At 43.3% G+C, this 25,452-nt stretch carries 17 protein-coding genes and 1 pseudogene; 3 read left to right on the forward strand and 15 right to left on the reverse strand.

Annotation, left to right across the window (positions count from 1 at the left end; translation table 11 throughout):
- Nucleotides 1-3: 3 nt before the first annotated feature.
- The 7 genes and pseudogenes from NSS82_RS19315 to NSS82_RS19345 all read right to left on the reverse strand — a co-directional run.
- Nucleotides 4-1,059, reverse strand: coding sequence for a glycoside hydrolase family 76 protein (locus tag NSS82_RS19315; protein ID WP_076273595.1), 1,056 nt, complete (start codon nucleotides 1,057-1,059; stop codon nucleotides 4-6).
- Nucleotides 1,060-1,092: 33 nt separating this feature from the next.
- On the reverse strand, nucleotides 1,093-1,980 hold the full coding sequence (locus tag NSS82_RS19320; protein WP_036688085.1) for a carbohydrate ABC transporter permease: 888 nt from the start codon (nucleotides 1,978-1,980) through the stop codon (nucleotides 1,093-1,095).
- A 33-nt stretch (nucleotides 1,981-2,013) separates the two neighbouring features.
- A complete protein-coding gene (locus tag NSS82_RS19325) occupies nucleotides 2,014-2,901 on the reverse strand; it encodes a carbohydrate ABC transporter permease (RefSeq protein WP_076273594.1) in 888 nt (295 codons plus the stop codon).
- 64 nt (nucleotides 2,902-2,965) lie between these two features.
- A complete protein-coding gene (locus tag NSS82_RS19330; protein ID WP_076100072.1) occupies nucleotides 2,966-4,270 on the reverse strand; it encodes an ABC transporter substrate-binding protein in 1,305 nt (434 codons plus the stop codon).
- Between the two features lie 44 nt (nucleotides 4,271-4,314).
- Nucleotides 4,315-5,580 (reverse strand): glycoside hydrolase family 125 protein, encoded by a 1,266-nt coding sequence (locus NSS82_RS19335; protein WP_076100074.1) that lies wholly within the window; start codon nucleotides 5,578-5,580, stop codon nucleotides 4,315-4,317.
- Between the two features lie 245 nt (nucleotides 5,581-5,825).
- On the reverse strand, nucleotides 5,826-7,010 hold the full coding sequence (locus NSS82_RS19340; RefSeq protein WP_036688093.1) for a GntR family transcriptional regulator: 1,185 nt from the start codon (nucleotides 7,008-7,010) through the stop codon (nucleotides 5,826-5,828).
- Between the two features lie 209 nt (nucleotides 7,011-7,219).
- Nucleotides 7,220-7,363: pseudogene (locus NSS82_RS19345) on the reverse strand (VOC family protein); the annotation flags it as partial.
- A gap of 230 nt (nucleotides 7,364-7,593) precedes the next feature.
- Between NSS82_RS19345 and NSS82_RS19350 the strand changes: the two are divergent.
- Nucleotides 7,594-9,288, forward strand: a complete 1,695-nt coding sequence (locus tag NSS82_RS19350) for a M3 family oligoendopeptidase (protein ID WP_036688094.1) — start codon at nucleotides 7,594-7,596, stop codon at nucleotides 9,286-9,288.
- A gap of 77 nt (nucleotides 9,289-9,365) precedes the next feature.
- Here the strand turns inward: NSS82_RS19350 and NSS82_RS19355 are convergent, their stop codons facing one another.
- The gene (locus tag NSS82_RS19355) at nucleotides 9,366-12,119 is read right to left on the reverse strand and encodes a glycoside hydrolase family 2 protein (protein WP_076273593.1); all 2,754 of its coding nucleotides are present in this window, start codon (nucleotides 12,117-12,119) and stop codon (nucleotides 9,366-9,368) included.
- 143 nt (nucleotides 12,120-12,262) lie between these two features.
- On the opposite strand from NSS82_RS19355, the gene NSS82_RS19360 reads away from it, so the two are divergent.
- Entirely contained in the window at nucleotides 12,263-13,195 is a 933-nt protein-coding gene (locus NSS82_RS19360; RefSeq protein ID WP_235219558.1) for an ArsR/SmtB family transcription factor, read from the forward strand.
- Nucleotides 13,196-13,324: 129 nt separating this feature from the next.
- Here the strand turns inward: NSS82_RS19360 and NSS82_RS19365 are convergent, their stop codons facing one another.
- From NSS82_RS19365 to NSS82_RS19395, 7 genes are all read right to left on the reverse strand, one after another.
- Nucleotides 13,325-13,699: an iron chaperone gene (locus tag NSS82_RS19365; RefSeq protein WP_076304056.1), complete on the reverse strand. Its 375-nt coding sequence runs from the start codon at nucleotides 13,697-13,699 to the stop codon at nucleotides 13,325-13,327.
- Between the two features lie 19 nt (nucleotides 13,700-13,718).
- Entirely contained in the window at nucleotides 13,719-14,093 is a 375-nt protein-coding gene (locus tag NSS82_RS19370) for a DUF4180 domain-containing protein (protein ID WP_036688100.1), read from the reverse strand.
- Nucleotides 14,074-14,613 carry an ankyrin repeat domain-containing protein gene (locus NSS82_RS19375; protein WP_076273592.1) on the reverse strand — a complete coding sequence of 180 codons (540 nt, stop codon included), beginning with the start codon at nucleotides 14,611-14,613 and terminating at the stop codon, nucleotides 14,074-14,076. The genes NSS82_RS19370 and NSS82_RS19375 overlap by 20 nt, the downstream gene beginning before the upstream one ends.
- Before the next feature lie 161 nt (nucleotides 14,614-14,774).
- On the reverse strand, nucleotides 14,775-19,169 hold the full coding sequence (locus tag NSS82_RS19380; protein ID WP_341109892.1) for an Ig-like domain-containing protein: 4,395 nt from the start codon (nucleotides 19,167-19,169) through the stop codon (nucleotides 14,775-14,777).
- A gap of 133 nt (nucleotides 19,170-19,302) precedes the next feature.
- Nucleotides 19,303-20,394, reverse strand: a complete 1,092-nt coding sequence (locus NSS82_RS19385) for a response regulator (protein ID WP_076273905.1) — start codon at nucleotides 20,392-20,394, stop codon at nucleotides 19,303-19,305.
- A gap of 3 nt (nucleotides 20,395-20,397) precedes the next feature.
- The gene (locus NSS82_RS19390) at nucleotides 20,398-23,508 is read right to left on the reverse strand and encodes an ATP-binding protein (RefSeq protein WP_143761398.1); all 3,111 of its coding nucleotides are present in this window, start codon (nucleotides 23,506-23,508) and stop codon (nucleotides 20,398-20,400) included.
- A 776-nt stretch (nucleotides 23,509-24,284) separates the two neighbouring features.
- Nucleotides 24,285-24,515 (reverse strand): hypothetical protein, encoded by a 231-nt coding sequence (locus NSS82_RS19395; RefSeq protein WP_038571697.1) that lies wholly within the window; start codon nucleotides 24,513-24,515, stop codon nucleotides 24,285-24,287.
- 216 nt (nucleotides 24,516-24,731) lie between these two features.
- Here NSS82_RS19395 and NSS82_RS19400 point away from each other — a divergent pair, with 216 nt between their 5' ends.
- Nucleotides 24,732-25,379 (forward strand): hypothetical protein, encoded by a 648-nt coding sequence (locus tag NSS82_RS19400; RefSeq protein WP_036688165.1) that lies wholly within the window; start codon nucleotides 24,732-24,734, stop codon nucleotides 25,377-25,379.
- Nucleotides 25,380-25,452: the final 73 nt, after the last annotated feature.

Consider the following 25,452-nt stretch of genomic DNA (forward strand, 5'->3'; position numbering starts at 1 on the left):
ACCTCAAACCTGTTCCTTAGTTAATTCAGCCATCTTCTCCAGCAGCTTGATCGCACTAAGCTGGGAGCTGAGCTGAACTACACCAGCAGAGGACGAAGTCCAATCTGTGCCAAACAACACTGTGTCCTCTGACTTTCCTTGTTCCCAGAGACATTCTGCATTCGCACGCAGGAAATCAACAGCATCAACTGCTGCAGAATCAGCTTTAACCCATTCAGCTGTATAGCGAATCAGGATCCCTTTAAACAGTCCCGCATCACCATTCCCTTCATCTGGCAGCACACCTCCCTGAGAGTCAGCAAGTTCATGGGCTGCGGCGGCAAAGGTTAGGTGAGCATCATCTAAATATTCTTGCTCTTTAGTAATACGGTACAGTTCAACTGCTGCGCCAATGAAGACGCCTTGATTGTAGGAGTATTTCCAATCCTTATCGATCTGGCCATTGCCAGTGCGATTCATGCCATCCCATACAAAACCCGTTGCCGGATCTACCAGATGCTCTTTTTGCCATCTGTATATTTTTAACGCCCATTCAAGATTGCTAGCTTCACCAAAAGCTTGATACAAGCGTGCCGCAAGTATAGCTGCCGGTGCGTTGGCTGGTGTATTTTTATAATCCAACTGTGACTTCTGCCAAGCAATCCCACCGCCCATATGCTCGTTCCAGCCTGTCTGAATGTCATTCCATAAAAGAAGGGCTGTATCTTTATAACCTTCCACTCCTGTTGCTTGATATGCACGAAGCCACGCGAGAGCCATCCATTCCATATCATCATACAACTCGTTTGGCCATACTCCACCATTTCGCTGAAGCAGACCTTCATGAAGTGCGGAAAGCCTTTCGGCATACCAGTTCTCTCTAGTCCGCTGTAGTCCATCTACCAATACATCCACAGCATGAGCCATCCACCAATAATGAAAAATCGTGTTGCATTCTCCATTTGGACAAGGTGTTTCTATATTGTACATTTTGATCGCTTCATTCCAGAAGAATGAATCCAGCGCAGCTTGTGCTTGATTCGCCCGTGCCTCCCAAATCCCTATCTCCAATTGGTTCATATAGACTCTCTCCCTGGTTCGATTTTTGTTGCATTAACCCTTAATACCACTAAAGGCTATTCCCTGTACAAAATAACGCTGAAGCGCTAAAAACAACACCAATATCGGCAAGATCGCTACTAGCGCACCAGCCATCATTGGACCGTAGTCTGTTTGAAAATTATAAGAAAAAGCTTGAAGTCCCATTTGAATCGTTGCTTTGTTGGGATCATTCAGCACAATCATTGGCCATAAGAAACTGTTCCAGCCCGCTTGGAAGGTAAAGATACTTAAAGTAGCCAACGCTGGTTTAGTCAACGGCAAATAAATCCGCCAAAATATTTTAAACTCTCCACAGCCTTCGATCCGGGCCATTTCCATCATGTCACTAGGCAAGGTGAGAAAGAATTGCCGCATAAAGAACACAGCAAAGGTTCCTGAAGCGCCCGGAAGAATAATCCCCCAGAATGAGTTCATCAGCCCGTTACCCCCGCTACCAAAAATATCATTGCCTCCAAAAAGAGGAATATGGCGCATAACATAAACCGTGGGGATCATCGTCACAATGCCTGGTATCATCATCGCCGCAAGCAGCACGCGGAATATTGGCTTATTGAGCTTAAAATTCAACTTTGCAAACGCGTATCCACTGATGGAACCAAAGAACAGATTCGCCAGTACACCCGCTACTGCAAGTACAAGCGAATTCCAGAAATAGAGCGCAAACGGAACCGTAGTAAATGCCTTACGATAGTGTTCTAAGGTCAAATGTGAAGGAAACCACCGGATGGGCATGGCGAATATCTCTTCGTCAGGCTTCAAGGATGTAAGAACACTCCAATAAAAAGGTAGAAACATTACGATGGCAATAACAATGCACACTATATAATAGATAGATTTACTTAAGCTTCTTTTTAATAACGAACTTCCGCTAGTATCCATACCTCTATCCCCCTTCTGCATGGCAAGCCTGGCTTATACAATGGACTCCTCCGCCTTTGTGATCCGCATGTTTATAAGTGAGAATATGAGAATCGCCACAGCAAGCACAAATGCTTGTGCAGACGCATACCCCATTTGCAATTGATTAAAGCCCTGCTGATAGATCAGATAAACCGGGGTCTTTGTCATATTCGCCGGACCACCCTGCGTCAGCACAAAAGCTTGGTCGAACAACTGCAACGCACCAATGATTGACATCGTACTGACAAGAAAGGTCGTTGGTCGCAGCTGCGGCCAAGTAATAAACCGGAAACAAGCCAGCTTATTAGCACCGTCCAGCCGTGCAGATTCGTACAAATAGTCAGGCACGCCTTGCAGACCTGCCAAGTAGATAATCATATTAGAACCTACCGACTGCCAGAGGGTAAGCATAATAATGGACAACATCGCCGTTCGTGTCTCGGATAACCAAGCCGGACCTGTAATCCCAACATAAGACAACAATCCGTTAACCAAACCAAATTCAGGATGCAAAAGCCAGATCCATACCGTAGCTGCAGCAACAGCGGATGTAAGGGTAGGCAGATAATTCAGTGTGCGGAACAACTTTACCCCACGCCAGGATCGACTAAGTAGAATCCCGAGGAGAAGCGAAATCAGAATATTAAATGGAACGAAAATGATGGAATACAGAAATACATTTCGGAATGTTTTCCATAACAAACTGTCCTCTATCAAACGGCGATAGTTATCAAAACCGATCCAATCGTTTCTACTAAGTACATCGTAGTTGGTAAAGCTTAAATATAGCGCCATTACCACGGGGATGACCGTGAAAACTGTAAACAGCAATACCGTGGGTGTAATAAACAGATAAGCCGTCCGCGCCTGATGTTTCTCTAGCCTTCTGATGGAAGCCATTTCAGCTACCCCCTCCTAAGCAAAAGGGAGGCGAAACCTCCCTTCACTTCAAATGTCTTACTTATTACTTCACTACTTCATTATCCTTCAGCATTTTGTCGCCCTCTTCTTGCGATTTCTTTAAGGTCTCATCAATGCTCATCTTGTTTTGCTGGTTAAGCTGCAAATTAGGGGCCAAAGCATCAGTCTCCATTACGGAATATCCAGGGTGGTTCGGACGAACCTTGGCGAACTCCAACGTTTCCAGAAACGGCTGCCACTTTGGATCATCCTTGAAAAATGGATCTTCCATCGATGGCTTATAACCCGGCAGGTTTAGACTCGTCTTTGCCCAGAGCAACGCGTTATCCTTGTTCGCTGTCCACCATTTGATGAACTCCCATGCCTCTTCTTTATGTTTGGAGCCTTCTGGAATCACTAGACCAAATCCCCCCATGACACTGCCTTTATCACCATTTGGTCCGGCCGGAGGAGGAACGATTCCATAATCCAGATCTTTACCATATTTGTTATAGGTGCTGAGCATCCATGGACCGGAATACAGCATAGCCACTTTACCTGTGACAAAAGCATCTTGCCCTTCACCAAGTCCAAGTTCGAACCCTACTTTATATACCTTATCCTTGTTCATCAATCGATCCCAGAACTCAAGCACTTGCTTGCCCTGCTCATTATTAAAATTGGTCTTTCCATCCTCTGTAAGCATGGTGCCGCCAGCCTGTTGGAGATACATATTAAAAAGTCCCAAATCTCCCATGGAAAAACCTGCAGTCTCCAGTTTATTGCCATTCCATTTCGTTAGCTTCGTAGCCGCTGCCTCTAGCTCATCCCAAGTTGTTGGAGGCTGAAGTCCTGCCTCTGCGAGCAGCTTCTTATTATAGAAAAGAGCACGTGCATCTACTGTAAGCGGCAGCCCATATAATTTGTCATCGTATGAAAGCTCCCGTAGGGATTCACTGTAGAAATCATCTTCGGAAATGCCGTCACGCGTTAAGTATTCATCCACCGGATGCAGTACATTTTTCGGGGCATACAGCGAAGTTCTCCAACGGTCCCAAAACAGTACATCAGGAGTGCCGCCATTGGTCGCAGAAGTTAGGAATTTCGTAATCATATCCTGTTGCAGCACATATTTTACGTGAATTTTTTCCTGCGATTTATTAAAAGCATCCACCATGGTCTCGAATTGCTTCTGCCCCTCACCGCCCCAATCTCCCCAGAAGGTAAGCTCTGTCTTTTTCCCGGTACTGCTCCCAGCTTTGCTTGTGTTTCCGGTCTCTTTGTCCGCAGATCCGTTATTACCACCGCAGCCCGCAGCAAGAGCAGTAGTCATTACCAAAACAATTGAGGTAACCAGCCATTTTTTCATGTTCTCTATCCCCTTTAGAGTCGATTATAAAAACCTTGTTGGTCTCAACCGCGCTTAATTTGCCTACCACAGCGCATGAGTACAAGCTCACAGAACATCATGTTTGCCCAAGAGAACCATGGACGTGTAAATTCATCAGGATTATCCACATGAAACCCTTCATGCATAAATCCAGTTCCAGCATCCGTCTTCTCCAGCAGCTGAAGTAAGGCTTCCTGTTCCTCAAAGCGGGTAGATGTCATTCCCTGCATCGCTAAAGCTATGGGCCAGATGTACCGATTTGACGTATGCGGACTTCCAATGCCAGCAGCCGCTTTTCCAGCGAAAAAATAGGGATTAGTGCTACTTAAAATAAGTTCACGGGTATTTTTATAGATAGGATCATCAGCAGTCACATAACCCAAATAAGGGATGGAGAGAAGACTCGGTACATTTGCATCATCCATAATATTCACCTGTCCCAGACCATCTACTTCATAGGCATAGACCGTCCCAAACTCTGGATGTTCTACATTTCCATACTCACTTATTCCCTTATTGAGCTGGTCAGATAGTTTCCTAGCTTTCTTTTCCAGCTCCTGATCACCTAAAATCTCACGGGCAATTTCACACACATATCGTAAAACAACCACCGCGAACATATTGGCTGGAACCAAATACCCATATTCACAGGCATCGTCACTAGGACGAAATCCAGACCAAGTCATTCCGGTATAAGCCGTCAACGTCCCTTTGCCTTCTCGAGCTAACGTATCCGTGGGCGGACAGTTCATCCGTTGAAAAAGATATTTTGAATCGCGCTCATGGTTCTGTTCGGTAGTCCATAATGTTATGATTCTTTCTATGCCCGTTACAAATGACTCATTAAACTGACTTGTGCGACCCGAATTCTTCCAGAGCAGATAACTCAGTTGGATTGGATAACATAACGAATCAATTTCATATTTTCTTTCCCAGACTCCCGGGCTCATCTCTGTCAGATCCTCTTGGTGACCATGCCCACTTTCTTCTTCATTGAATGCGTTAGCATAAGGATCAAGCAGGATGTAAGTAAATTGTCTACGTACAAGTCCCTCAATCATGTCTGCAATTTCTTCATCTTCGGAGGCAAGGATTAGGAAAGGTCTGACCTGTGCGGCGGAATCCCGTAGCCACATCGCTGGAATATCCCCGGTAATAACAAAAGTGCTTCCGTTTGGCATTCGTTTTAAGGTTGTGTTCCAGGTGTTAGCCATACATTTCTCGAACATGTCGGCTAATTTCGGACGATCACTCAGCTGTGCTTTTACGCTAGATGCCAGTTTTTGCATCGACTCGGGTATTTCTCTAGTTGCTTTCAGTTATAATACCCCCTTTTTCTTTTGAGCTTTGAAGCGCTTTCATTGATTAGTATATTGTCATGTAATTGGTATGTCAATATGTTTATTTATTATAATAATATATCAATACATCTATAAAGATAAATATATTTCTAAAATAAATAAAAAAACCCATCCATAAAGATAGGTTTTCATAACAACTAATATATGTTTAATTTGGATAATAACCCAAATTTCTATTTAGAGATGGATTGTTTAGCAGAGCTTGTTGATTCACCAGAAATCAACTCAGCTTCCAGCATTATCTTATTGGACACACTTTGCCCGTTCATAATTCGCAATACATTTTCTACTGCGAGTCGCCCCATCTCTTCTTCATTTTGCCGTAAATGGGTAAATGCATAACCCGAACCGAGTGGAGTTGGCGGACTATCAAAGCAAATGATCGAAATATCTTCTGGAATCCGTAGCCCAAGTCGTTGGACCGCAGTTCTAGCCAGCAGCGCAATATTATATTCCACAGCAAAAAGCGCTGTTATTGTTGGATTCTTTTGCAAATGAGAAATAAGCCGTGAAATGTCATGTTCAATATTCTCATCGTTGAAGGAATCCGGTAGTGTTGAGGTCAAATCGCTGACCCACAATCCCTTGTCTACAGCTATCCCCCGCTCCGCATGCGCTTGAATAAATCCTTCTACCCGCTCTTCAAGAGCTGTGGTATCCGCTGGAGGTGGAGAGAGAAAGGAGATGTGAGTATGCCCGAGATCAAATAAATACTCCGTACCTTTGAGTGCAGCCTGCATATTATCAGTACTGATCGATGCTGCTGCCACTCCTTTTAAATGGCGATCTACCAGAACTAGCGGGAAGCGCCCTATCACCAATTTTAGAATCTCAGCATTAAAAAATTCGCCTTGAGCCGGAAAAATGATCAGACCATCTACACCTAAGCTGAGCAACTTCTGAATAGACTTCTCTTCGTTCTCCGGGACCCCAAAGGTTCTTCTTAAAACCAGAAAACAATCATTATCACGTGAAGCCTGCTCCATGCCATAAATCAAGCCTGTGCCATAGCTGTTGCCAAAGTCGGTAATAACCAGACCGATCGTCTTTTCCTCATGGTTAAAGGAATTGAAAACAGTTCCGTCGGAGACCGTCCCCGGAGATATCGCTGATTCCATGTAATCGACTGCTGGATCAGCCACAAATGAACCTCTTCCAGGTTTTCTCACAATTAATTGTTCCGCGGCGAGCATTTCCAGAGCTTTTTTACTCGTAATCCGACTAACATTATAGGCTTCAGCCAGTTCTTTCTCAGAGGGAACCCGTTCGCCTTGTCCATAAGATTTATTAAGGATAAGTTGCTTCACTTCATCAAATATTTTTTCATACATCGGTTTGGATGATGTTGTCTCACTCATGACTTTCGTTATCTCCTGACTCTAATTTTTTCATCTTATACATAATAATATATCATGATATATTAAGTTTGTCGACATTTGTGCTGGTGCTGTAAAAAAAGAGGGAGGAAGGATGTATGGTGTAAAGTGGAAAAATACAAATATTCATATATAAACAGAGATAACCCGTATTCAGCGAATGCGGGTTAAATAAAGGCTTAGTAATAGATAAGCTGTTGAAAGGCAACTGCTCCATGTTCAAATTCGTTCCCAATGATCCCTTTGGTCGGGAATCCTAATCCATCTCTGTAAAAAATCAAAGCCCTCTCCAGATCGTCCACACCTAGTGTTATTACTGTAATCCGGGGTTTCATCTATATCGAGCCTCCTATTTTCGCTTCATTACATTGTACGGATGCGCTCATAAATTGCATTTCTACTATATTCTTAGATAATATCAAACCGTATTTCATCTAACAAGTTTTTACACTTTTGTCCATTTGTTCTTTTTTTATTCAAAAACAGCTAACACAGGTCTATCGTAAATTGCTGTTCAGAATATATAATAGAGACTATCTGGTATAGAAAGGAAGTTGAATAGTTAATGAAATTTAATGATTATCGCTATGAGCGCCCGGATGTAGAGAAGTTCAAACAGGATTTTAACAACCTGCTTAAAGATCTCAATGACACCGAGCCATTAGAAGTGCAAAAGGCTTCCGTTACCGCTATTAACAAGCTTCGCAATGAGTTTGACACGCTGCAGACATTGGTTAGCGTTCGCCATTCGATCAATACAACAGATGAATTCTACAAGGCTGAACAGGAATTCATGGACGAAATTGGGCCTATCGTTCAAGAATACATAACGGACTATTACAAAGCACTCGTCAATTCCAAATACAGAGCCGAATTCGAACAAGAATGGGGCACACAGCTGCTTCAGCTTGCAGAAGTAGCTCTGCGTACTTTTAGTCCAGAAATCATCGAAGATTTACAATTGGAGAACAAACTCTCTACAGAATACGCTCAGCTTATCGCGTCCGCTAAGATTCCATTCGAAGGCGAAGAACGCACACTGACTCAGCTTACTCCTTTTGAATTGTCCACGGACCGTGATATGCGTAAACGTGCTTCACAAGCCAGATATGATTTTATGTCTGAACATGAAAGTGAATTTGATCGAATCTATGACGAGCTAGTTAAAGTCCGTGACCGCATTGCTAAAAAGCTTGGTTACAGCAACTTTGTGGAGCTAGGTTATGACCGGATGATGCGGACCGATTATAACGCCGACATGGTAGCCAACTTCCGCAAACAAGTTCTGGAGCATATCGTACCCGTCTCCCAACAGCTTAAGAAACGGCAGACTGAACGTCTAGGCCTGGATGCCTTGAAATTTTATGACGAGAACTTCAGCTTCAAGACTGGCAACGCCACTCCTAAAGGAGATCCTGACTGGATTGTAGCTAACGGATCAAAGATGTACAAAGAGCTCTCTCCGGAAACTGATGAATTCTTTACTTTTATGTTGGATAACAATCTAGTGGATTTAGTAAGTAAAAAAGGAAAGCAAGGCGGCGGCTATTGTACTTACTTCAGCCAATACCAGGCACCTTTTATTTTCTCGAATTTCAATGGAACCTCAGGGGATATTGATGTCTTGACCCATGAAGTGGGGCATGCCTTCCAGGTGTATGAAAGCCGAAATATTAATGTACCCGAATATGCTTTTCCTACTTATGAAGCCTGTGAGATCCATTCCATGAGCATGGAGTTTTTTGCTTGGCCATGGATGGAATTGTTCTTTGAAGAGGATGCAGACAAATACCGTTTCAATCATTTGGCAGATAGCCTTCAGTTTATTCCTTACGGAGTTACTGTAGATGAATTCCAGCATTTTGTTTACAGCAATCCTGAAGCAACCCCTGCTGAACGTAAGCAAGCATGGCGAGAAATCGAGAAAAAATATTTGCCGCACCGCAATTATGAAGGTAATGCTTATCTGGAACAGGGTGGATTTTGGCATAAGCAAGGCCATATCTTCGCTTCCCCGTTCTATTACATTGACTATACACTAGCACAGCTATGTGCCTTCCAGTTCTGGAAACGCTCAAATGAAGATTTCAAATCCGCTTGGAGTGATTATTTGGAGTTATGTCAAGCCGGAGGAAGCAAATCCTTTATCAAGCTGGTTGAACTTGCGGGCCTGACTTCACCTTTTGAAGATGGCTGCATTAGCTCGGTCATTGGGGAGATTGAAAGCTGGTTAAACAGCATTAATGATAAAGAACTTTAATAATACCTTGCAGTACCGATAAAAAAGCAATCCCTGCTTCTTAGCTGGGATTGCTTTTTTTTGCACATCGAGGTTATTTAGCGATAACGAATCAACAAGTCCAGTGGATAACGACCTGCATTACGACCATACAAAGCTAACCCGCCGTCCTCTGCTTGCAGCTCCAAACGAAAAACACGATTGCGATCCAGCTTCGCTGCTAACTGCCCCGGTACACTTGCCTTGCATAGGTAGCCGTAAGATCCAGCCTCATCCAGCTTATTCGCTATTGGCTGATAATGCCAAGACAAAATCCCTCTGCTATCAGCCGGATCATCCGGTAAATAGAAAGAACCAATCCGCTGCCCATCCACCAGAACGTTCACTCGGGAAGGATGACGCTCTTCATCCGTCATATAATACGTATTCGGATTATATTCCACCCTCGCATCTGCCCCATGCATAAGATCAAGGCCCATATCATTAAGCTTCGTACCTTCAACATGCCGCGCCAGCAATCGTTTAGCACTTGCTTCGAACATGATCTCAATCTCACCAATCATCGATTTATCTGCTGCATCTGGCAGTGTAACCTCATATACATAATGACCTTGCCCAGCACCATTAATCTTAGATCCTTGGATAGCATCCCATTGATGCTTAAAGTTATGTTCGGTATAAGCTCCCACTGGAATTTTTATAAATTCTCCTTCACCTTTAAACAATGCAGTGTTATTACCGCCTCTTACATCGAAAGTAATGAAATTCCGCGTGATCGCTTCACCCTTCTCATTAATCAGAGAAACAGCAAGTATTGCAGCCGCCTCCTGACCAGGCATTGTAATGTTCAAAGAAGGAAGTATAGTGTTTCCAAAGTTATCCCATTTCACAGACATATGTCCACTTTGCGCAGTGACCCGAGTCCCCAAATTGTCGTACCACAGTTCCCATTTCAGCTTCAAATTATGACCGTGATAGCTGTCCGCGAAGCTGGAACCTAGCAAAGGTACTTTAACACTCTGCCCTGCTTCTACTGTCTGGCATGGAGGAGCATCTATCACGATAAAATCTGGGGAATGCAGATCCGCAATCGTCATCCCGGGAACAAAATCCCCATATCCAAAATCCTTATCGCTCCCGTCTAGCCGGTAATAACCATTGAACTCATTCGTAACATCACGGAATTCTGTAAATACGAATCCACATAGCTTATCATGCCGCCGGAATTCATTCATCATATAGCGGTAATGCCATGCCAAATCACTGTCCCCTGCACCACCTTCGATCCCCCACACGTTGCCGCATTCGCTGTTCATTAGAGGTGCATCAGACTGTACGTTGCCGCCAATACAGTTAAACTCCGACCCTGGGAATGTTTTATCTACAACCTCATTCATGTGGGCTTGCAGCTGCTCGTAACCATTAATGTAAAAGTGCCATGTATTAATATCCGATTCCACATGATCATAATTACAAGGCGAGTTATCCTCAACAATTCTAGTCGGATCAAGCTGCTTCGCCCAGCGATATTTCTCCCGCACCCATTCCTGTGTCTCTTTAAGATAACTACTCTGCTGCTGTACATCACTTGTGAGGCCAGCCTCCTGAGCATCTGTCTTCAAACCCCAGGTCTCATTGAACATAACCCACGAAAAAATAGATGGATGATTATAATCTCGTTCAATCACCTCAAGGGCTTCACTCTCATAGGAGGCTCTGGCTTTGTCATCTGGATTACCCCAGAAACAAGGCATATCTTCCATAACAAGAATGCCAAGCTTATCCGCCCAATACAGCTTACGGGGTTCTTCGGGCTTGATATGAATTCGCACCATGTTTAGTCCCAAACGTTTCATTAGATAAATTTCATCCCGCATGTCTTCATCCGTTGGATAGGTGAAATAACCTGTCTTGTGATAGGACTGATCAAGAGTGCCGTTCAAATATATCGGCTTGCCATTTAAGGTGATCCACCGATAATCACGATCGTCAAAGCGGGCAGTCTGAATTTCGCGAATTCCAAAATAAGTGCTGACTGTATCTGTACCAAACGATCCACTAAGCTGCAGTTCACCTACGTATAAATAAGGAGTTTCTGGACTCCACAAATGCGGATTGGGAATATCGATAGACAGCTTACATTCGTTCTCCCCTGCTATAAGCTGCAGCTTCTCTGTATGAACAACGGAATGATCAGCGAATTGCAGCGTAAAATCTGCCGAACCCGTTTCATGCGAAATTATTCTTGTAGTTACCTTCACCTGTCCATCTATACTGGTCACAAACTTTGCATCTTTCATATAAGTTTCGGGGCGTGCTTCAAGCCATACAGGCTGCCAAATTCCACGGATTTCTCCATATCCTTGTTTGCCCCGCGCTTGATAAGCATGATCGAAATCCTCAGCTCTTACGACAATATTATTCTCACTGTTAGCTGCCCAGTAAGGTGTAACATCAAATTCAAATGAACCATATCCACCTTGATGTGAACCTACATGTTCTCCATTTATCCACACATCACATGAATAATCTACTGCCCCAAAACGTAAAAACAATCGTGTTTGTTGGTCGATAGCCTGCCCATTCACGGTGCGTCGATACCAGCCGATTCCTTGTTGATCGCAGCCAATTCCGGATAAGGGACTTACCCAAGAAAAAGGTACAGTGATCATTGAATCGTAAGCGATTTCAGGATTGGAGTACCATAACGCCTTCATACCTTCGTTGTTCGGATCAAAGTTAAATGACCATTGCCCATTCAAATTCATCCATTCCTGACGTTGCCAATGTGGATGAGGGTGTTCAGATCGAGGAATCTCAAGTGTCTCAGAAGCTAATATAGAAGTTGTCATTTGGCGAGCACAGCCTTTCAAAATAAGAAGTTGAGCCCATTTTAGCACCAGTATATGATTTTCGCAATGTTTATTATGATTTTACAATATCCATTCTTCATTGTACAATAACCTCAACCCATCCTAAACGAAAAGGAACAAATATGATGAATGATATTTCACAAGAAACGATACGTTATCCCGCGTCACGCATTTTAGATGTAGCTAAAGCACTGTCTGGTGACGTCCGCGTCCGCATTCTTGAAGCCCTTGGCGAAAAGCCTATGAGTGTCAGTCAATTAGCTGAGACGTTAGGTGTAGCTCAGCCAACCATATCTATCAATGTGCAGACGTTAGAACAGGTTAATCTTATCTCGTCTACGCAAGGAGCAAATCGCGAAAAAATCTGTGCGGTTACCTGTCGCTCTATTCATCTCGATCTCCCTTCGAAACTAGGGGATGGCCTGCATCAAACCGAGGAAATACATATGCCCATCGGCATGTTCTCCCGCTGCTCCATACAACCGTCCTGTGGGATGGCCGGAAAAGATGGTGGCGTCATCGGCTCCCAGGATGATCCAAGAGCATTCTACATGCCTGAACGAGTCGATGCCTCACTCTTATGGTTCGCGGAAGCGGGTTATGTCGAATACTATTTTGCCAACCCCCTGCCTCCAGGCGTCGAGTTGGATGAAATCCGCATTTCGGCAGAAGTATGCTCAGAAGCCCCTTCGTTCCGAGAGGATTGGGCCAGTGATATCAGCTTATCCATCAATGACCAGTTAGTCGGGACTTGGACTTGCCCCTCCGATTTCGGTAACCGCAAAGGGAAGCTGACCCCTGAACGTTGGAGAAGTGGAACTGAATATGGAGCTCTTACTACATGGAGTGTCTCTAAATCGGGCAGCAGCTGTAATGGTTCTCTCTCATCTTCCACTACAATCAGCTCTTTAAAGCTGGCGTTTAATGAACCTATTCGTGTACGTTTTGAAATTCGGGAGGATGCACTCAATAAAAGAGGATTAAATCTGTTCGGAAGTGGGTTCGGGGACTATGCCCAGGATATTATACTGGCATTCGTACGACGTCCGCAATGAGGATAGAAAGGCAAGAAGTGCCTCGTAAGAGGATCCAAATGTTCACTAGCTTCAAGAAGAAGATCAACAATGGATACACACTTCCAGCCCTAGCCAGACGTACAACTCTATTTCATACCAGTAGACGCCTTATTTTGCTTCAACTTTTTTTAGATTCTCAGCGACTCGGAAGGTTACAATCTTGCTAATTAATTCATAAGGCATAGGCTTATCAATGGGAAATTGAACGGAACCTTTAGCACCTTTATAGCCTGATAATTCATCTTTAAAAGCATTAATTCCACTTGGTGTGGGGTAGAATCCAATATGCTTGGGATAAGCAGCGAAATGCACCAAATTTCCGTGTAATGCAAAAGTAGGCATCTGATAGCTTATTTTTTCCTCTGCTTCCGGTGCCGCCTCTTTTATCACCTTTCTTAACGTATTAAGGATTTCCTGAACCTCAAGCGAAAACCCGGAAATATAGGCATCGATCGATTCATATGTGATTTTACTTTCATCCATGATATAACTCCTCTCTGGATCATCTCCACGATTTGCATAAATGAAGGGCTGCTAAAGCCTCAGCTTCAGTACTTTTGAACAACATCTTATCGCCTTGATTGCATTCGTAAATAAAATCATTCAGACTTTTGCTGTTATAGCTTGTAAATTCTCCTACGATAGCAACTCTCATCTGATAGTTTGTATATTTTTGAGCAATCTCACCAGCAATTCCAGACTTTAGCTCGAAAAAATCATCCGTAATCTGTTCCTTCCTCAGAAGCATTTTATCGCATCCTTGGTATTTCACATTCATCATTAAGTCTAAGGCATCCCTTACATTATTGATAATGATCTCTTCTCCAGAGATTATAGCTACCGTTGAATCATTCTTATCATCCACTGTGATTTTCATTCAAGACTACTCCTTTTCCGCGGAGAAATTCTGCAACATCATGATTACTCTGCTTAATCGCAACCGACCATGCAGATTCACCACTTTTAATTTTAGCAGAAATGTCGGCGCCATGTTCGATTAACAACTCTATTAGTTCTACATTATCCGTATGAAAAGCAGCAGAATGTAGGGAAGTATATCCATCACTATCAAATATATTGGTCTTGGCCTGATGTTGCAAAAGAACCCGGATCACCTCCATATTTCGCTCACCAGCAATTGCCGCATGTAATGCTGTGTTGGATGGAATATAGCTGATTTGGGAATGTGACACTGCATCAATGTCAGCACCATAGTCTAACAAAACCTGAACAGCTTCCACTTTACCAAAATGCGCGGCATAACCAAGCGGTGTAAGACCCTCGTTATTCTCCATATTCGCAAGGTACGGATGAGCTTCCAGGATTTCTTTCAGCCGTTCTACATTGCCTGATTCTGCTGCCTGAAATACATCATTAATGAGTGGATTTATTTCCATAGATTTCGCCTCTTTTCTAATTATCGTATAAACGATCTAAGTTATTTTTTCTGGATAACTAGCCATTCTCCTGCTTGGCTAACCATAAAAAGAAAAGAGGACTCGTTCAATGTTCTTTGAACGAATCCTCTTTCTTCATCACAATTCTGGAGCTTAGTAGATTAAATTAAATCCGACTTTTCAAGTAGCCGCTTCACGATCTCTGCAACCTCAGCTCTTGTCATATCATCTTTTGGAGCAAGCCCTTTACTGCTTCTTCCCATGATAATGCCTGCCTGCAAAGTGTCAGTAACTCCACTGATCGCCCAGTTAGAAACCTCACTACTATCTGTAAATGGAGCTAACAAAACGTCAGCCGATTGAACAGAAAGCTTAGTCTGTAGCGCTGTAATTTTCATCGCTTTGGCGATAATTAACATCGCTTGTTCGCGGGTTATATGTTCATCAGGGCGGAACATACCATCTTCAAAACCATTGATTAATTGATAAGCAAATGCTGTGTTGATCGCACTGTTATACCAATCCGTGGTCTTTACATCTGAGAATGGTGTTGCAGCTTGTTCCATCTCAAGTCCCAGACCGCGTACAACAATCGCCGCAAACTCTGCACGGGTAATGGCCTGATCCGGAGTAAATTGACCATTACCTGTTCCCTCAATGACTAATCGAGAGCCCATATCGTTCACTGCCTCTTTTGCCCAGTGATTAGCCACATCACTAAATTCAAGCGGATGCCAGATTACGGAGTAAGTACCTCCGCTTAAGCTGTTGATAGTAGCAAAATATTTGCCATCAATTACAACCACTTTAGTAGGTACATGGTGTACCGAACCTTCGGAATCAACATACACTCCAGTTGTAATCTTGTTCGGGTCCATCCCCTCAGGAATGGCTATGGTACGTTTAACATACGTATTGAATTGGGAAAGTTCAATACTCTTATCTCCGTAGATACCTCTGGCCGTAAAATTAACTGGCGCGGAAACTAATGAAAAGGATCCTTTTTGCGCAGCTGCTTCTAAAGCTTTAACTTTATCGGCTGTAGGGGCGCTAATTTCAATCTGTATCTTAATATCTTGCAAAGCTACCGACTTGCCGATTTGCTCGTTCAAAGCGTCAATATTAATTTGCTGAGCAGGCAGTGTAAATGTCGCATTTCCTGTTTTGATCTCAAGAATTGCCTGATTACCCTGCATATTTTTAACCATTTGTCCGTTTAGTTCGCCAACTATAACATCAGATTTACTATTTGCAGCGATAGAAACTACCGTACCTTTACCTTCAGTGGCGAGCTTGTCCTCTAGCTTCTTCTGATCTAACACAATGGTGGTTAACGTTTGCTCATTCCGTTTACCATTCGTTGCGGTTCCCACTGTTTCCGCTTTACCATTGATTAGGATGGAAGCATCATTTACCACAGGTGCCGGAGTTGCTGATGGGGTTGGTTGCCACGGAACAACAACATCACCACCAGATGAAGTGCTAGGAACAACTGCATTGGACTCAGCAGAGGATTCGCTGATGCCAGCTTTATTGATTGCCTGTATCGTGAAGGTATAGCTTGTTCCATTCGTCAAACCACTGATTGTCAGCGGACTTCCAGTTCCCGTAACCGTCAAACCTCCCGGATTAGCAGTTACAATATATCCTATGATTTCGCTGCCTCCATCGTTCACCGGCGGTATAAAGGTGATGATTGCTTGACCATTCTCTGCAGTTGCAGTTACAGATGTTGGAATTCCTGGTGCTGTAACTGGCTTAACAGGAGCCTTCACAGTGACGGTTGTAGAAGCCGTATAACTTCCATCTTTGGTCGTTACCGTAATAACTGCGGTACCCTCTCCAACCGGAGTTACTACTCCGTTCACAACGGTCGCGACTGTCTCATCGCTGGAGCTCCAGATCACGTCTTTATCCGTTGCATTGGCAGGCTCTATTGTTGCTTTTAGAATTCCATTAGCTTCACCAGCTGTTAAATTCAGTGTCTCCTGATCTAGCTTCACTCCAGTTACGTCCACAACGGGTGGGATTGGGGCACTCACATTTACTGTGGTTGAAGCCTTAAAACTTCCATCTTTGGTCGTTACCGTAATAACTGCGGTACCCTCTCCAACCGGAGTTACTACTCCGTTCACTACGGTCGCGACTGTCTCATCGCTAGAGCTCCAGATCACGTCTTTATCCGTTGCATTGGCAGGCTCTATTGTTGCTTTTAGGATTCCATCAGCTTCTCCAGCTGTTAATTCCAGTGTCTCCTGATCTAGCTTCACTCCAGTTACGTCCACAATGGGAGGGATTGGGGCACTCACACTAACTGTGGTTGAAGCCTTAAAACTTCCATCTTTGGTCGTTACCGTAATAACTGCGTTACCCTCACCAACCGGAGTTACTACTCCGTTCACAACGGTCGCGACTGTCTCATCGCTGGAGCTCCAGATCACGTCTTTATCCGTTGCATTGGCAGGCTCTATTGTTGCTTTTAGGAGTCCATCAGCTTCTCCAGCTGTTAATTCCAGTGTCTCCTGATCTAGCTTCACTCCAGTTACGTCCACAACCGACGGGATTGGAGCACTTACACTAACTGTGGTTGAAGCCTTAAAACTTCCATCTTTCGTCGTTACCGTAATAACAGCTGTACCCTCACCAACCGGAGTTACCACTCCGTTTATAACGGTCGCAACTGTCTCATCGCTAGAGCTCCAGATCACGTCTTTATCCGTTGCATTGGCAGGCTCTATTGTTGCTTTTAGGATTCCATCAGCTTCTCCAGCTGTTAATTCCAGTGTCTCCTGATCTAGCTTCACTCCAGTTACGTCCACAACCGGCGGGATTGGAGCACTTACATTTACTACAGACGAAGCAGTAAAACTTCCATCAGTAGTCGTTACCGTGATGATCGCTGTTCCAACGCCAACTGGAGTTACCACTCCGTTTACAACGGTTGCAACAGTTTCATCACTAGAGCTCCAATTTACTGTTTTGTTCGTGGCATCAGCAGGTGTTATTACGGCACTAAGTGTGTCCCCTGCTTCTCCTTGTGTTAAACTCAGTGATGGTTTATCCAAAGACACTCCGGTTACGATTACATCCCCCGTATTGTTTACCGTCACATTAAAAGTGTAGGTGTTGTTTAATGTTCCATCACTTACTTTGACTGAAATCACACTGGTGCCAAAAGCATTCGCTGCGGGTGTTATTTCTAAAGTTCGTTGCTCACCACTTCCACTTATTTTCAGTCCATTATTCGGAATTAAGAGCGTATTCGAGGAAGTAGCTGATACTTGTAGGTCATCTCCATCCACATCGAGGACTTTAAAGGATCGTGAGACCGACTTGTTTTTATCGGTTGTAGTATTTCCCATAAAACCTGTGTCCTGCTTCCAGGTTGCCCCAGTAATTGTACCGTTCTTAAGGGGAAGACCAGAAGTATTAACAGCGACATTCCCATCATTGCTATTCGCTAATTTATAGTTTAAAGCCAGATTAGGCTCCGAGCCTGTCAAGTCGACATTCATTTCTCGAACAATATCACTTTGAGTCTTGGCTTTACTCCAGAACCTCACGTCTCTCATTCCACCGTTATAATCTCCGTCCTGTCTCCACGTGCTTTTTCCAAGCCAGTTATTCGGACGTGCAACGTTGCCTACAGTACTTAAATCCATAGCCCCTTCTGCCTTAAGTACACCATCCCAATAAATCCGTCCCTTTTTCTGACTGTGATCATAAACAATCGCGACATGAACCCATTTAGAAATCGGGAAATCCTCAGTGACATTAATATCTCCCTTATTAGTGTAGGCAGTGAAATTCATCCGTTTGCCGTTAAAACCCACAAAAATATTGTGGTTCTGCTCTGCGATCGATGATTCAAAAAATCTCATCCAGGTCTGAAAAGCATCTACCTTCAAAAATCCTTCAACTGTAAAAGAATTCCCATAAATCCGTTGATCCGGGAAGGTCACATAATCCTCGTTACCGTCAAAACTAAGATAGTCCCCACCATTTAGTTCTGTCAGATAAGGTGCATCGTTCACTGGATTTACAGTAATTACGGCTATACCCGGATCTGAGCTGAACGCGGCAGATACTGTGGTATTCGCATTTTTTTGATAATTTTGATAACCTGATGCTGTCGTATCCCATAGCTTAAAGCTAATGGAAGCAGTTCCGTTCCAGTCTTTAGCCGGGACAAAACGGATTTTCTCCGATTTCAGCAGCAGAAAAGCATTACTGTTCGACACCGGCTCGATATTATACCAAATTCTTCCCACCGTGTTGTAATACTGCCAGGCCCCTTTGGTATTATCTAAAGCTACTACAGCAATCCCTGTTGACGCTGGATCCGATACTTTTCCTGTCAAAAAGCTGGCTACCTCAACCCCTGCGTTGGAATAGTCATCTTCATTGATGGACGTTATTATAGCTGGGCTATTCTCGATCCAACCGAAACTAGCTTTTGCACTTATGATTGGAGTTTGCATAGGACCCACCCCCTGCACCACAAGTCCAGTACATAAAGAAATACTAATGCCTATTTTCATAAATGATGGCTTCAAACTCTATTTCCCCCTCTAGCATAAATCATGTCATTAATTCGACAATAATCGAGAGTATTATACAAAATTAAGATAAACAAAAAATAAACAAAAAAAGAACCCTCGATAACCATCCATTCGAAGGTTCCTTCCATTACAATAACTTCTGTTTCATTAACGCTTTGAGTTTAGGATCAGGTGTTGTTCCGAGCTCTTGCTGCAACATCTCTTCCAATTGGCCAAATTTCCGCTGTGCTTCATTCATTCGCCCTAATTCAATTAATAAGTTGATGATTTCATGATAGATGTCCTCTCGCAAGGAATCTAATTTTAATATTTCTCCAAAATAATGTAGTGCTTGATGCTGCTGATTCTGCTCTAAATTAAATCTTGCAGCCAGCTCCAGCAATCCTATATATTCATGCTCGAGTCTCCGGGTCCTGCTACTAGCCCATTCATAGGCTTTTCCTTTGAGTAATGCTCCTGAGTATAAAACTTCTGCTTGAATCATCCATTCAACATGTCTTTCAGAGGTTTGCCTGATTTGCTTTAACAATCGCTCAAATTCATACAGATCACAATAAATGCTGCTCTCTACTACATGAATTTCGTTCCTGCTTGCTTTTATATAATTGGCGCCGATTGCTTTTCGAATATAATACAGCGTCGAGTTCAGATTCTTCCATGCTTTTTCAGGCTCCAATCCGCTCCACAACGTGTCGATAATTTCCTCCCGGCTAACCGTTCCTTTACTAACCAGAAAAGCAAATAATTCTTCTGTTTTTGGACTTCTCAGCTTGATTAGCTCTCTGTTCTGCGTTCTGCGATACACTTTTAAACCATTAAACAAAAAAACTTCTAACGTAGGCTCAGCCGTTGTATTTCGATTCATTTTTTTGAGTTTCTCTAACGTCTTAGACAACCGCTCCGCAGTTACAGGCTTCAAAAGATAATCCACTGCACTTAGGTCAAAAGCCTGCAGCGCATACTCATCAAATCCGGTTACAAAAACCACATCTATCGATTCATCCAATTCATGCAAAAGGCTAGAAAGCTTCATCCCATTCGTCTCAGGCATAGAAATATCCAAAAAAGCTACATCTATCGGATTGGCCTTCGCAAAAGCATAGGCTTCCGCTGGATCCAAAAACGTCTCATAGACTTCAATCTCTCCGCTCTGCGATAAGATCCGCTTCAGGCGTTTTACCGATAACTCCTCATCATCTACAATAATCGCTCGCAGCATGCCTTAACCTCCCATCCGCTTAAGCTGCTGTATTGGAATTTCAAAAGATACCGTTGTGCCTAATCCTTCAGCACTTTGAATATGAATATTTTTTCCATATAATAGCTTGATGCGCTGACTGATATTCCACAGCCCCACCCCTCTTTTATCTACATCTGACTTCATTACTTCTTTCAATTTATGCTCACTCATTCCAGATCCATTATCCTCCACAATAAAGCTAATCACCGAATTCTCTAATTCTTTTACAGATATATTTACCGTGCCACCCCGCAAATTGGACATTAGGCCATGCCTTATTGCATTTTCGACCAAAGGCTGTAGAATCAGCGGAGGAATCCGGTAATCCGTATTAACTCTCACATCATATTCCACATTTAATCTGGCACCGAAGCGTGCTTTTTCAATATTGATATAAGCCTCTACCAGCTCAATCTCATTCTCCAGACTCGTTAGTGAATCCAGTTGTTTGAAATCAAAGCTGCTTCGCAAATACTGTGACAGCTGCAGTGTCAACTCTTCGGCCTTCTCAGGTTCTTCCACACATAGTTCAGCAATTGAATTCAGAGCATTGTATAAGAAATGAGGTTTGATCTGGGATCGTAAAAAAGCTATTTCGGCGTCTTTGGCAGTCTTCACGGAAGCTCTCAATCGGGTCAGACTTTTAACACGTGCCATTAGCTCTTCAGCTTCAAAAGGTTTTCCCACATAGTCATTCGCGCCGTTATCCATGGACATCTTCATATCGCTCACCCTGTTCTTGGCCGTCAGCATTAACACAGGCAGCTCAAAAGGAGTAAATCTCTCTCTAATCTTTTGCAGAACCTCGTAACCCGAAATGTCCGGCATGGTAATATCCAGTACCACCAGAAAAAAATCTGTGTTTTTCGCTAGCTCCTCAAGTGCCATCTGCCCGCGATTAACAACCACAATAGAATATTTCTCTAGCTTAAACAGATTGATCATAGATTGCAGATTGGCAAAATCATCGTCCACTACTAAAATGGGCTCATCGATCTCGCCTTTGATATAAAGGGGATAACCACCATGGGAGAAACTTAATTCTTTATAAGAATGTGCCGCCTTAAGGGTAGGTCTCGTGATTGGCTTAACCGCTTTATCCCACCGTGGAAGTGTAAAAATAAACACCGAACCTTTTCCCACTGTAGATTCCACAGCTATGTTCCCGCCATGCAGTTCTACTAGCTTCTTAGTAATACTTAATCCGAGCCCTGTTCCACCATGACTATGAATCTCCGCCTCATCCACCTGCTCAAAAGCTTTGAAAATACGCTCCTGCATTTCCGGTGAGATTCCCAAACCTGTGTCTGCCACACGTACTTCCACCCACTCCTGAATAACTCTGGCACTAATCTCTATTTCACCCTGTTCCGTAAATTTAATCGCATTATCAACCAAGTTGTGGAAAATTTGAATCAGGCGATTGCCATCTGCATTCACCATAGGGAAATTCGAAGCGACTCTGTTAACGAGCAGGATCGACTTTTCTCCGAGCAGAAAAGAATGAATGCCAATGACGGAATCAACAACGGCTTTCAAATCCAGTTTGCTTTTGTATAATGTGATGTCTCCGTACTTCATTTTGGAATAATCGAGTAGTTCATTTACCATATGTGTTAATCTTCTGCCGCTCCCGATTACGATCGCTAGATTCTGCGCTTGTTTTTCATTAACTGGACCCTCAACCCCATCCAGCAGCGTAGCTGTAATGTTCACTATGGCATTTAGAGGTGTTTTTAGTTCATGTGAGGTGTTGGAAAGGAATTCATCTTTAATTTTATCCAGCCCGATCAACTGGTTTTTCATCTCGTCTATGGTATGGTAGGCTTCAAAAAAACGTAGAACAATCAGCACGATCATGATGATATTAAAAGCCACAATGTAAAACTGCCCGAGCCAAAGGTTCTCTTTTATAGAAAGAGCAAACAGAATAATATCTATGGAATATAGATTAATAGCTAGAATCGCCATAAACATCAGCAGCAATTTGATTCTATTTACTTCTGCGCTTCTGATATACAGGGTGGCCACTCTACATAACATCCAAATTAACATCAGCTCATATAAAATAATCACATACGGATAAATGACCGTGTAAGAACGAATCGGCAGGATGGCGACCAGAATTATAAAGCTGCCTAAAACAATCGTAATGGCTTGAGTAAATTTTAAAGATATTATGCTTTTGTGCATTTGGTAAAAAAATATTGCGAGCACAATAAAGCAGGAGATGGAGCTTATATCCTTTACTTTGTAGAGCATTATGAACGAAAGTTTAGGGAAAAAGAGTAAGAGTGAACGCTCACCGATCAACCCATGATATATCGCAAACAGCAAACAAATAGTCGCAAACACAAGTAAAGAGTAATCCTGCTTACGGTATAAGGACGCTGCCCCAAAGCAGATAAAAAAGATAAGGGCAAGTGTGCCTAAAATAGCAACGGTGCTAAATTCACGGGCCGTACTCTTCTGCTGAACCTCCATCATTGCTGCTTCCTCACCAAAGGATAAAGAAACCGGAATGCCCCCATTTACATAATCGAAGTTGGAGACTTGAATTATGATTTCTACATCTCCCTTATCAGACGAAAAAAGCCCAATCTGCGGGATATTCCCTGACCGATAATCAGCTTCATTAGCAGCAGGATTACCATCCTCAATAACTGACTGTCCATTAACAAAAATCCTGCTTGAAAAGCGGATATTTGTTTTTTTCAAGGCGAATACCCCACTTACGGGCAGGTTTTTTAGAACCATCCGATAGGTGGCGGAACCGAAGGCGGGTAAAGGGCTTCCATTAACGATGTTGCCGTTCCACCGGGAGGGCACCTCCATCCAAGCTGAAGAAGCAGGTATATCTGCGCTACCCGCCCTAAAATGCTCAGGAGTTAATAAGTGATTCCAATAAAACTCCCATTCACCGTCTAACTTGATAATCTTATCCTGTTCGTAATCCCAAGCTGCGAGATCCATGACTCCATGCTGCACTTGCAGGTGACTCCCTTGTTTATCGTGACCCATAAGAATGGATAGAGGAATCGCAGATAATAAAATTAAACCAATCAGATAGATAAGTAATGTCCTTTTGAGCATCGTATCGGCCCCTTTTATGGAAGAGTAAAGCTGCAGCAATCACCAGGGCCATCCTGCAACACGTGTTGAAGAGTAAAAAGTTTAGATGAACATAGATAATTCTATAAAATTTTCTAATTTCCTTCACAATTCGACAAAGTAATGGGCCTTTATTAGGATTTTTTTCTGAAAAAGCGGGACTTGTATGAAAAGATGGTCTGATATGACCATGATGAGTAGGATGACGGTGTGAGCACGATGAGTAGGATGACGAAATGAGCACGATGAGTAGGACGACGGTATGAGCATGATGAGTTTAATGACGAAATGAAAGGACCAGTTGGGCGACTTGTGCTACTTTGGCAACTCGAATGTATCTGCCGCGCGCATGCGGACTCAGGAGACCTTATTTGCTGAAAAATGAGGGTTTTGCCACGCTATCGGACTCAGTTGCAACTATTCGCACATAACTACCCCATTTTGAGTCGATTTGCAGCTAATAAGAGCTATGCAGTCCGTAACTTTTGGAATACGAGCGAAAATGTACGAATAGCTGCAATACGGTCCGTTCATGCTGGAGTTACACGACTTTGGGACATGGAAGACATGGACACAATGATAATCTGACGACTTGGACTAGATAGACAATTCTGACGTCGTTGGGAACTCTGAATACTTACACCGCGCGCATGCGGACTCAGGAGACCTTATTTGCTGAAAAATGAGGGTTTTGCCACGCTATCGGACTCAGTTGCAACTATTCGCTCATAACTACCCCATTTTGAGTCGATTTGCAGCTAATAAGAGCTATGCAGTCCGTAACTTTTGGAATACGAGCGAAAATGTACGAATAGCTGCAATACGGTCCGCAACGTTCGAAAATGAATAATGATATTGCGCAGAGCACGTAATCCATTTTTGCGGATCAGTAACCACATGATGATCGTCCTAGAAAAGCCATGCGGCCGCGCGGGGGAAGAATCCGCTTTTAGAGTAACTATTAACTTCAGCAAATTCAGCTCGTTCACCCTGCTAGCTTCCTTCATCTAAAACCTATTTGGATTCGTCATCCTTATACACAGTAACTCATTGAAGAAATCCTCAGCACTCGTTATAATAGCAACTATAGGTCGTGAAGAACACGCCGCTTTTATACAATCTCTATCCTGGGTAAGCTCAGGAGGAATTGTATGGGAGCGGCTTTTTCTTTTTTCAAAAAAAATTACTTAAGGAGGATACACAAAATGTCCAGATTCGAACAGCAACTAGAGGAATGGTTACAGATCAACTTGGATAAGGAGAACAATCCCCGCAGACAGGAGCTTCTTGCAAAAGGGTTGGGCTATGGAACAGTCGAATTTCTACGTGCGGTATGGTTTCCTGCTGTAGGAAACTTCAACTACTTGTTCCCGGAATGGGAAGTGCGCGATTTCAACAATGGTTATCGTTATCTTGATCTGGCCTATATGCCAGGTGGAGCAAAGGGCGGAATTGAGATTCAAGGCTACGGTCCGCATGCTAGAGATCTTGATGTACGACGATTCAAAGATTTATGTAGACGCCATTCCTTATTATCGCTAGACGGTTGGACCTTCCTATCCATCGCCTATCCCTCAATCACGGACGAGCCTCAGCTATGTCAACAACTAGTACTCGCATTCATCGGCAAATTCATGGCTTCAGACGTGCCCTCTTCATTAACATGGTTAGAAGCTGAAACACTTCGTTTCGCAAGACGTCTTCTGCGTCCTTTCACACCTGTTGAACTCACCCATCATCTTAGAGTCACTAATCGTCATGCCCGACGTGTTTTACATGAGTTAGTTGAACAGCAGCTACTAGAGATCGTCGGTGGAAAAGAACGGAATCGAAGCTATCAGCTTAGAATGTGATGATTTGATTTGATTAGTTTGGTTTGATTAGTTTGGTTTGATTAACAAAGTTACGTTCGGACCGTATAGCTCT

The sequence above is a fragment of the Paenibacillus sp. FSL H7-0735 genome (assembly GCF_038008505.1).
Lineage (GTDB): Bacteria > Bacillota > Bacilli > Paenibacillales > Paenibacillaceae > Paenibacillus_AQ > Paenibacillus_AQ odorifer.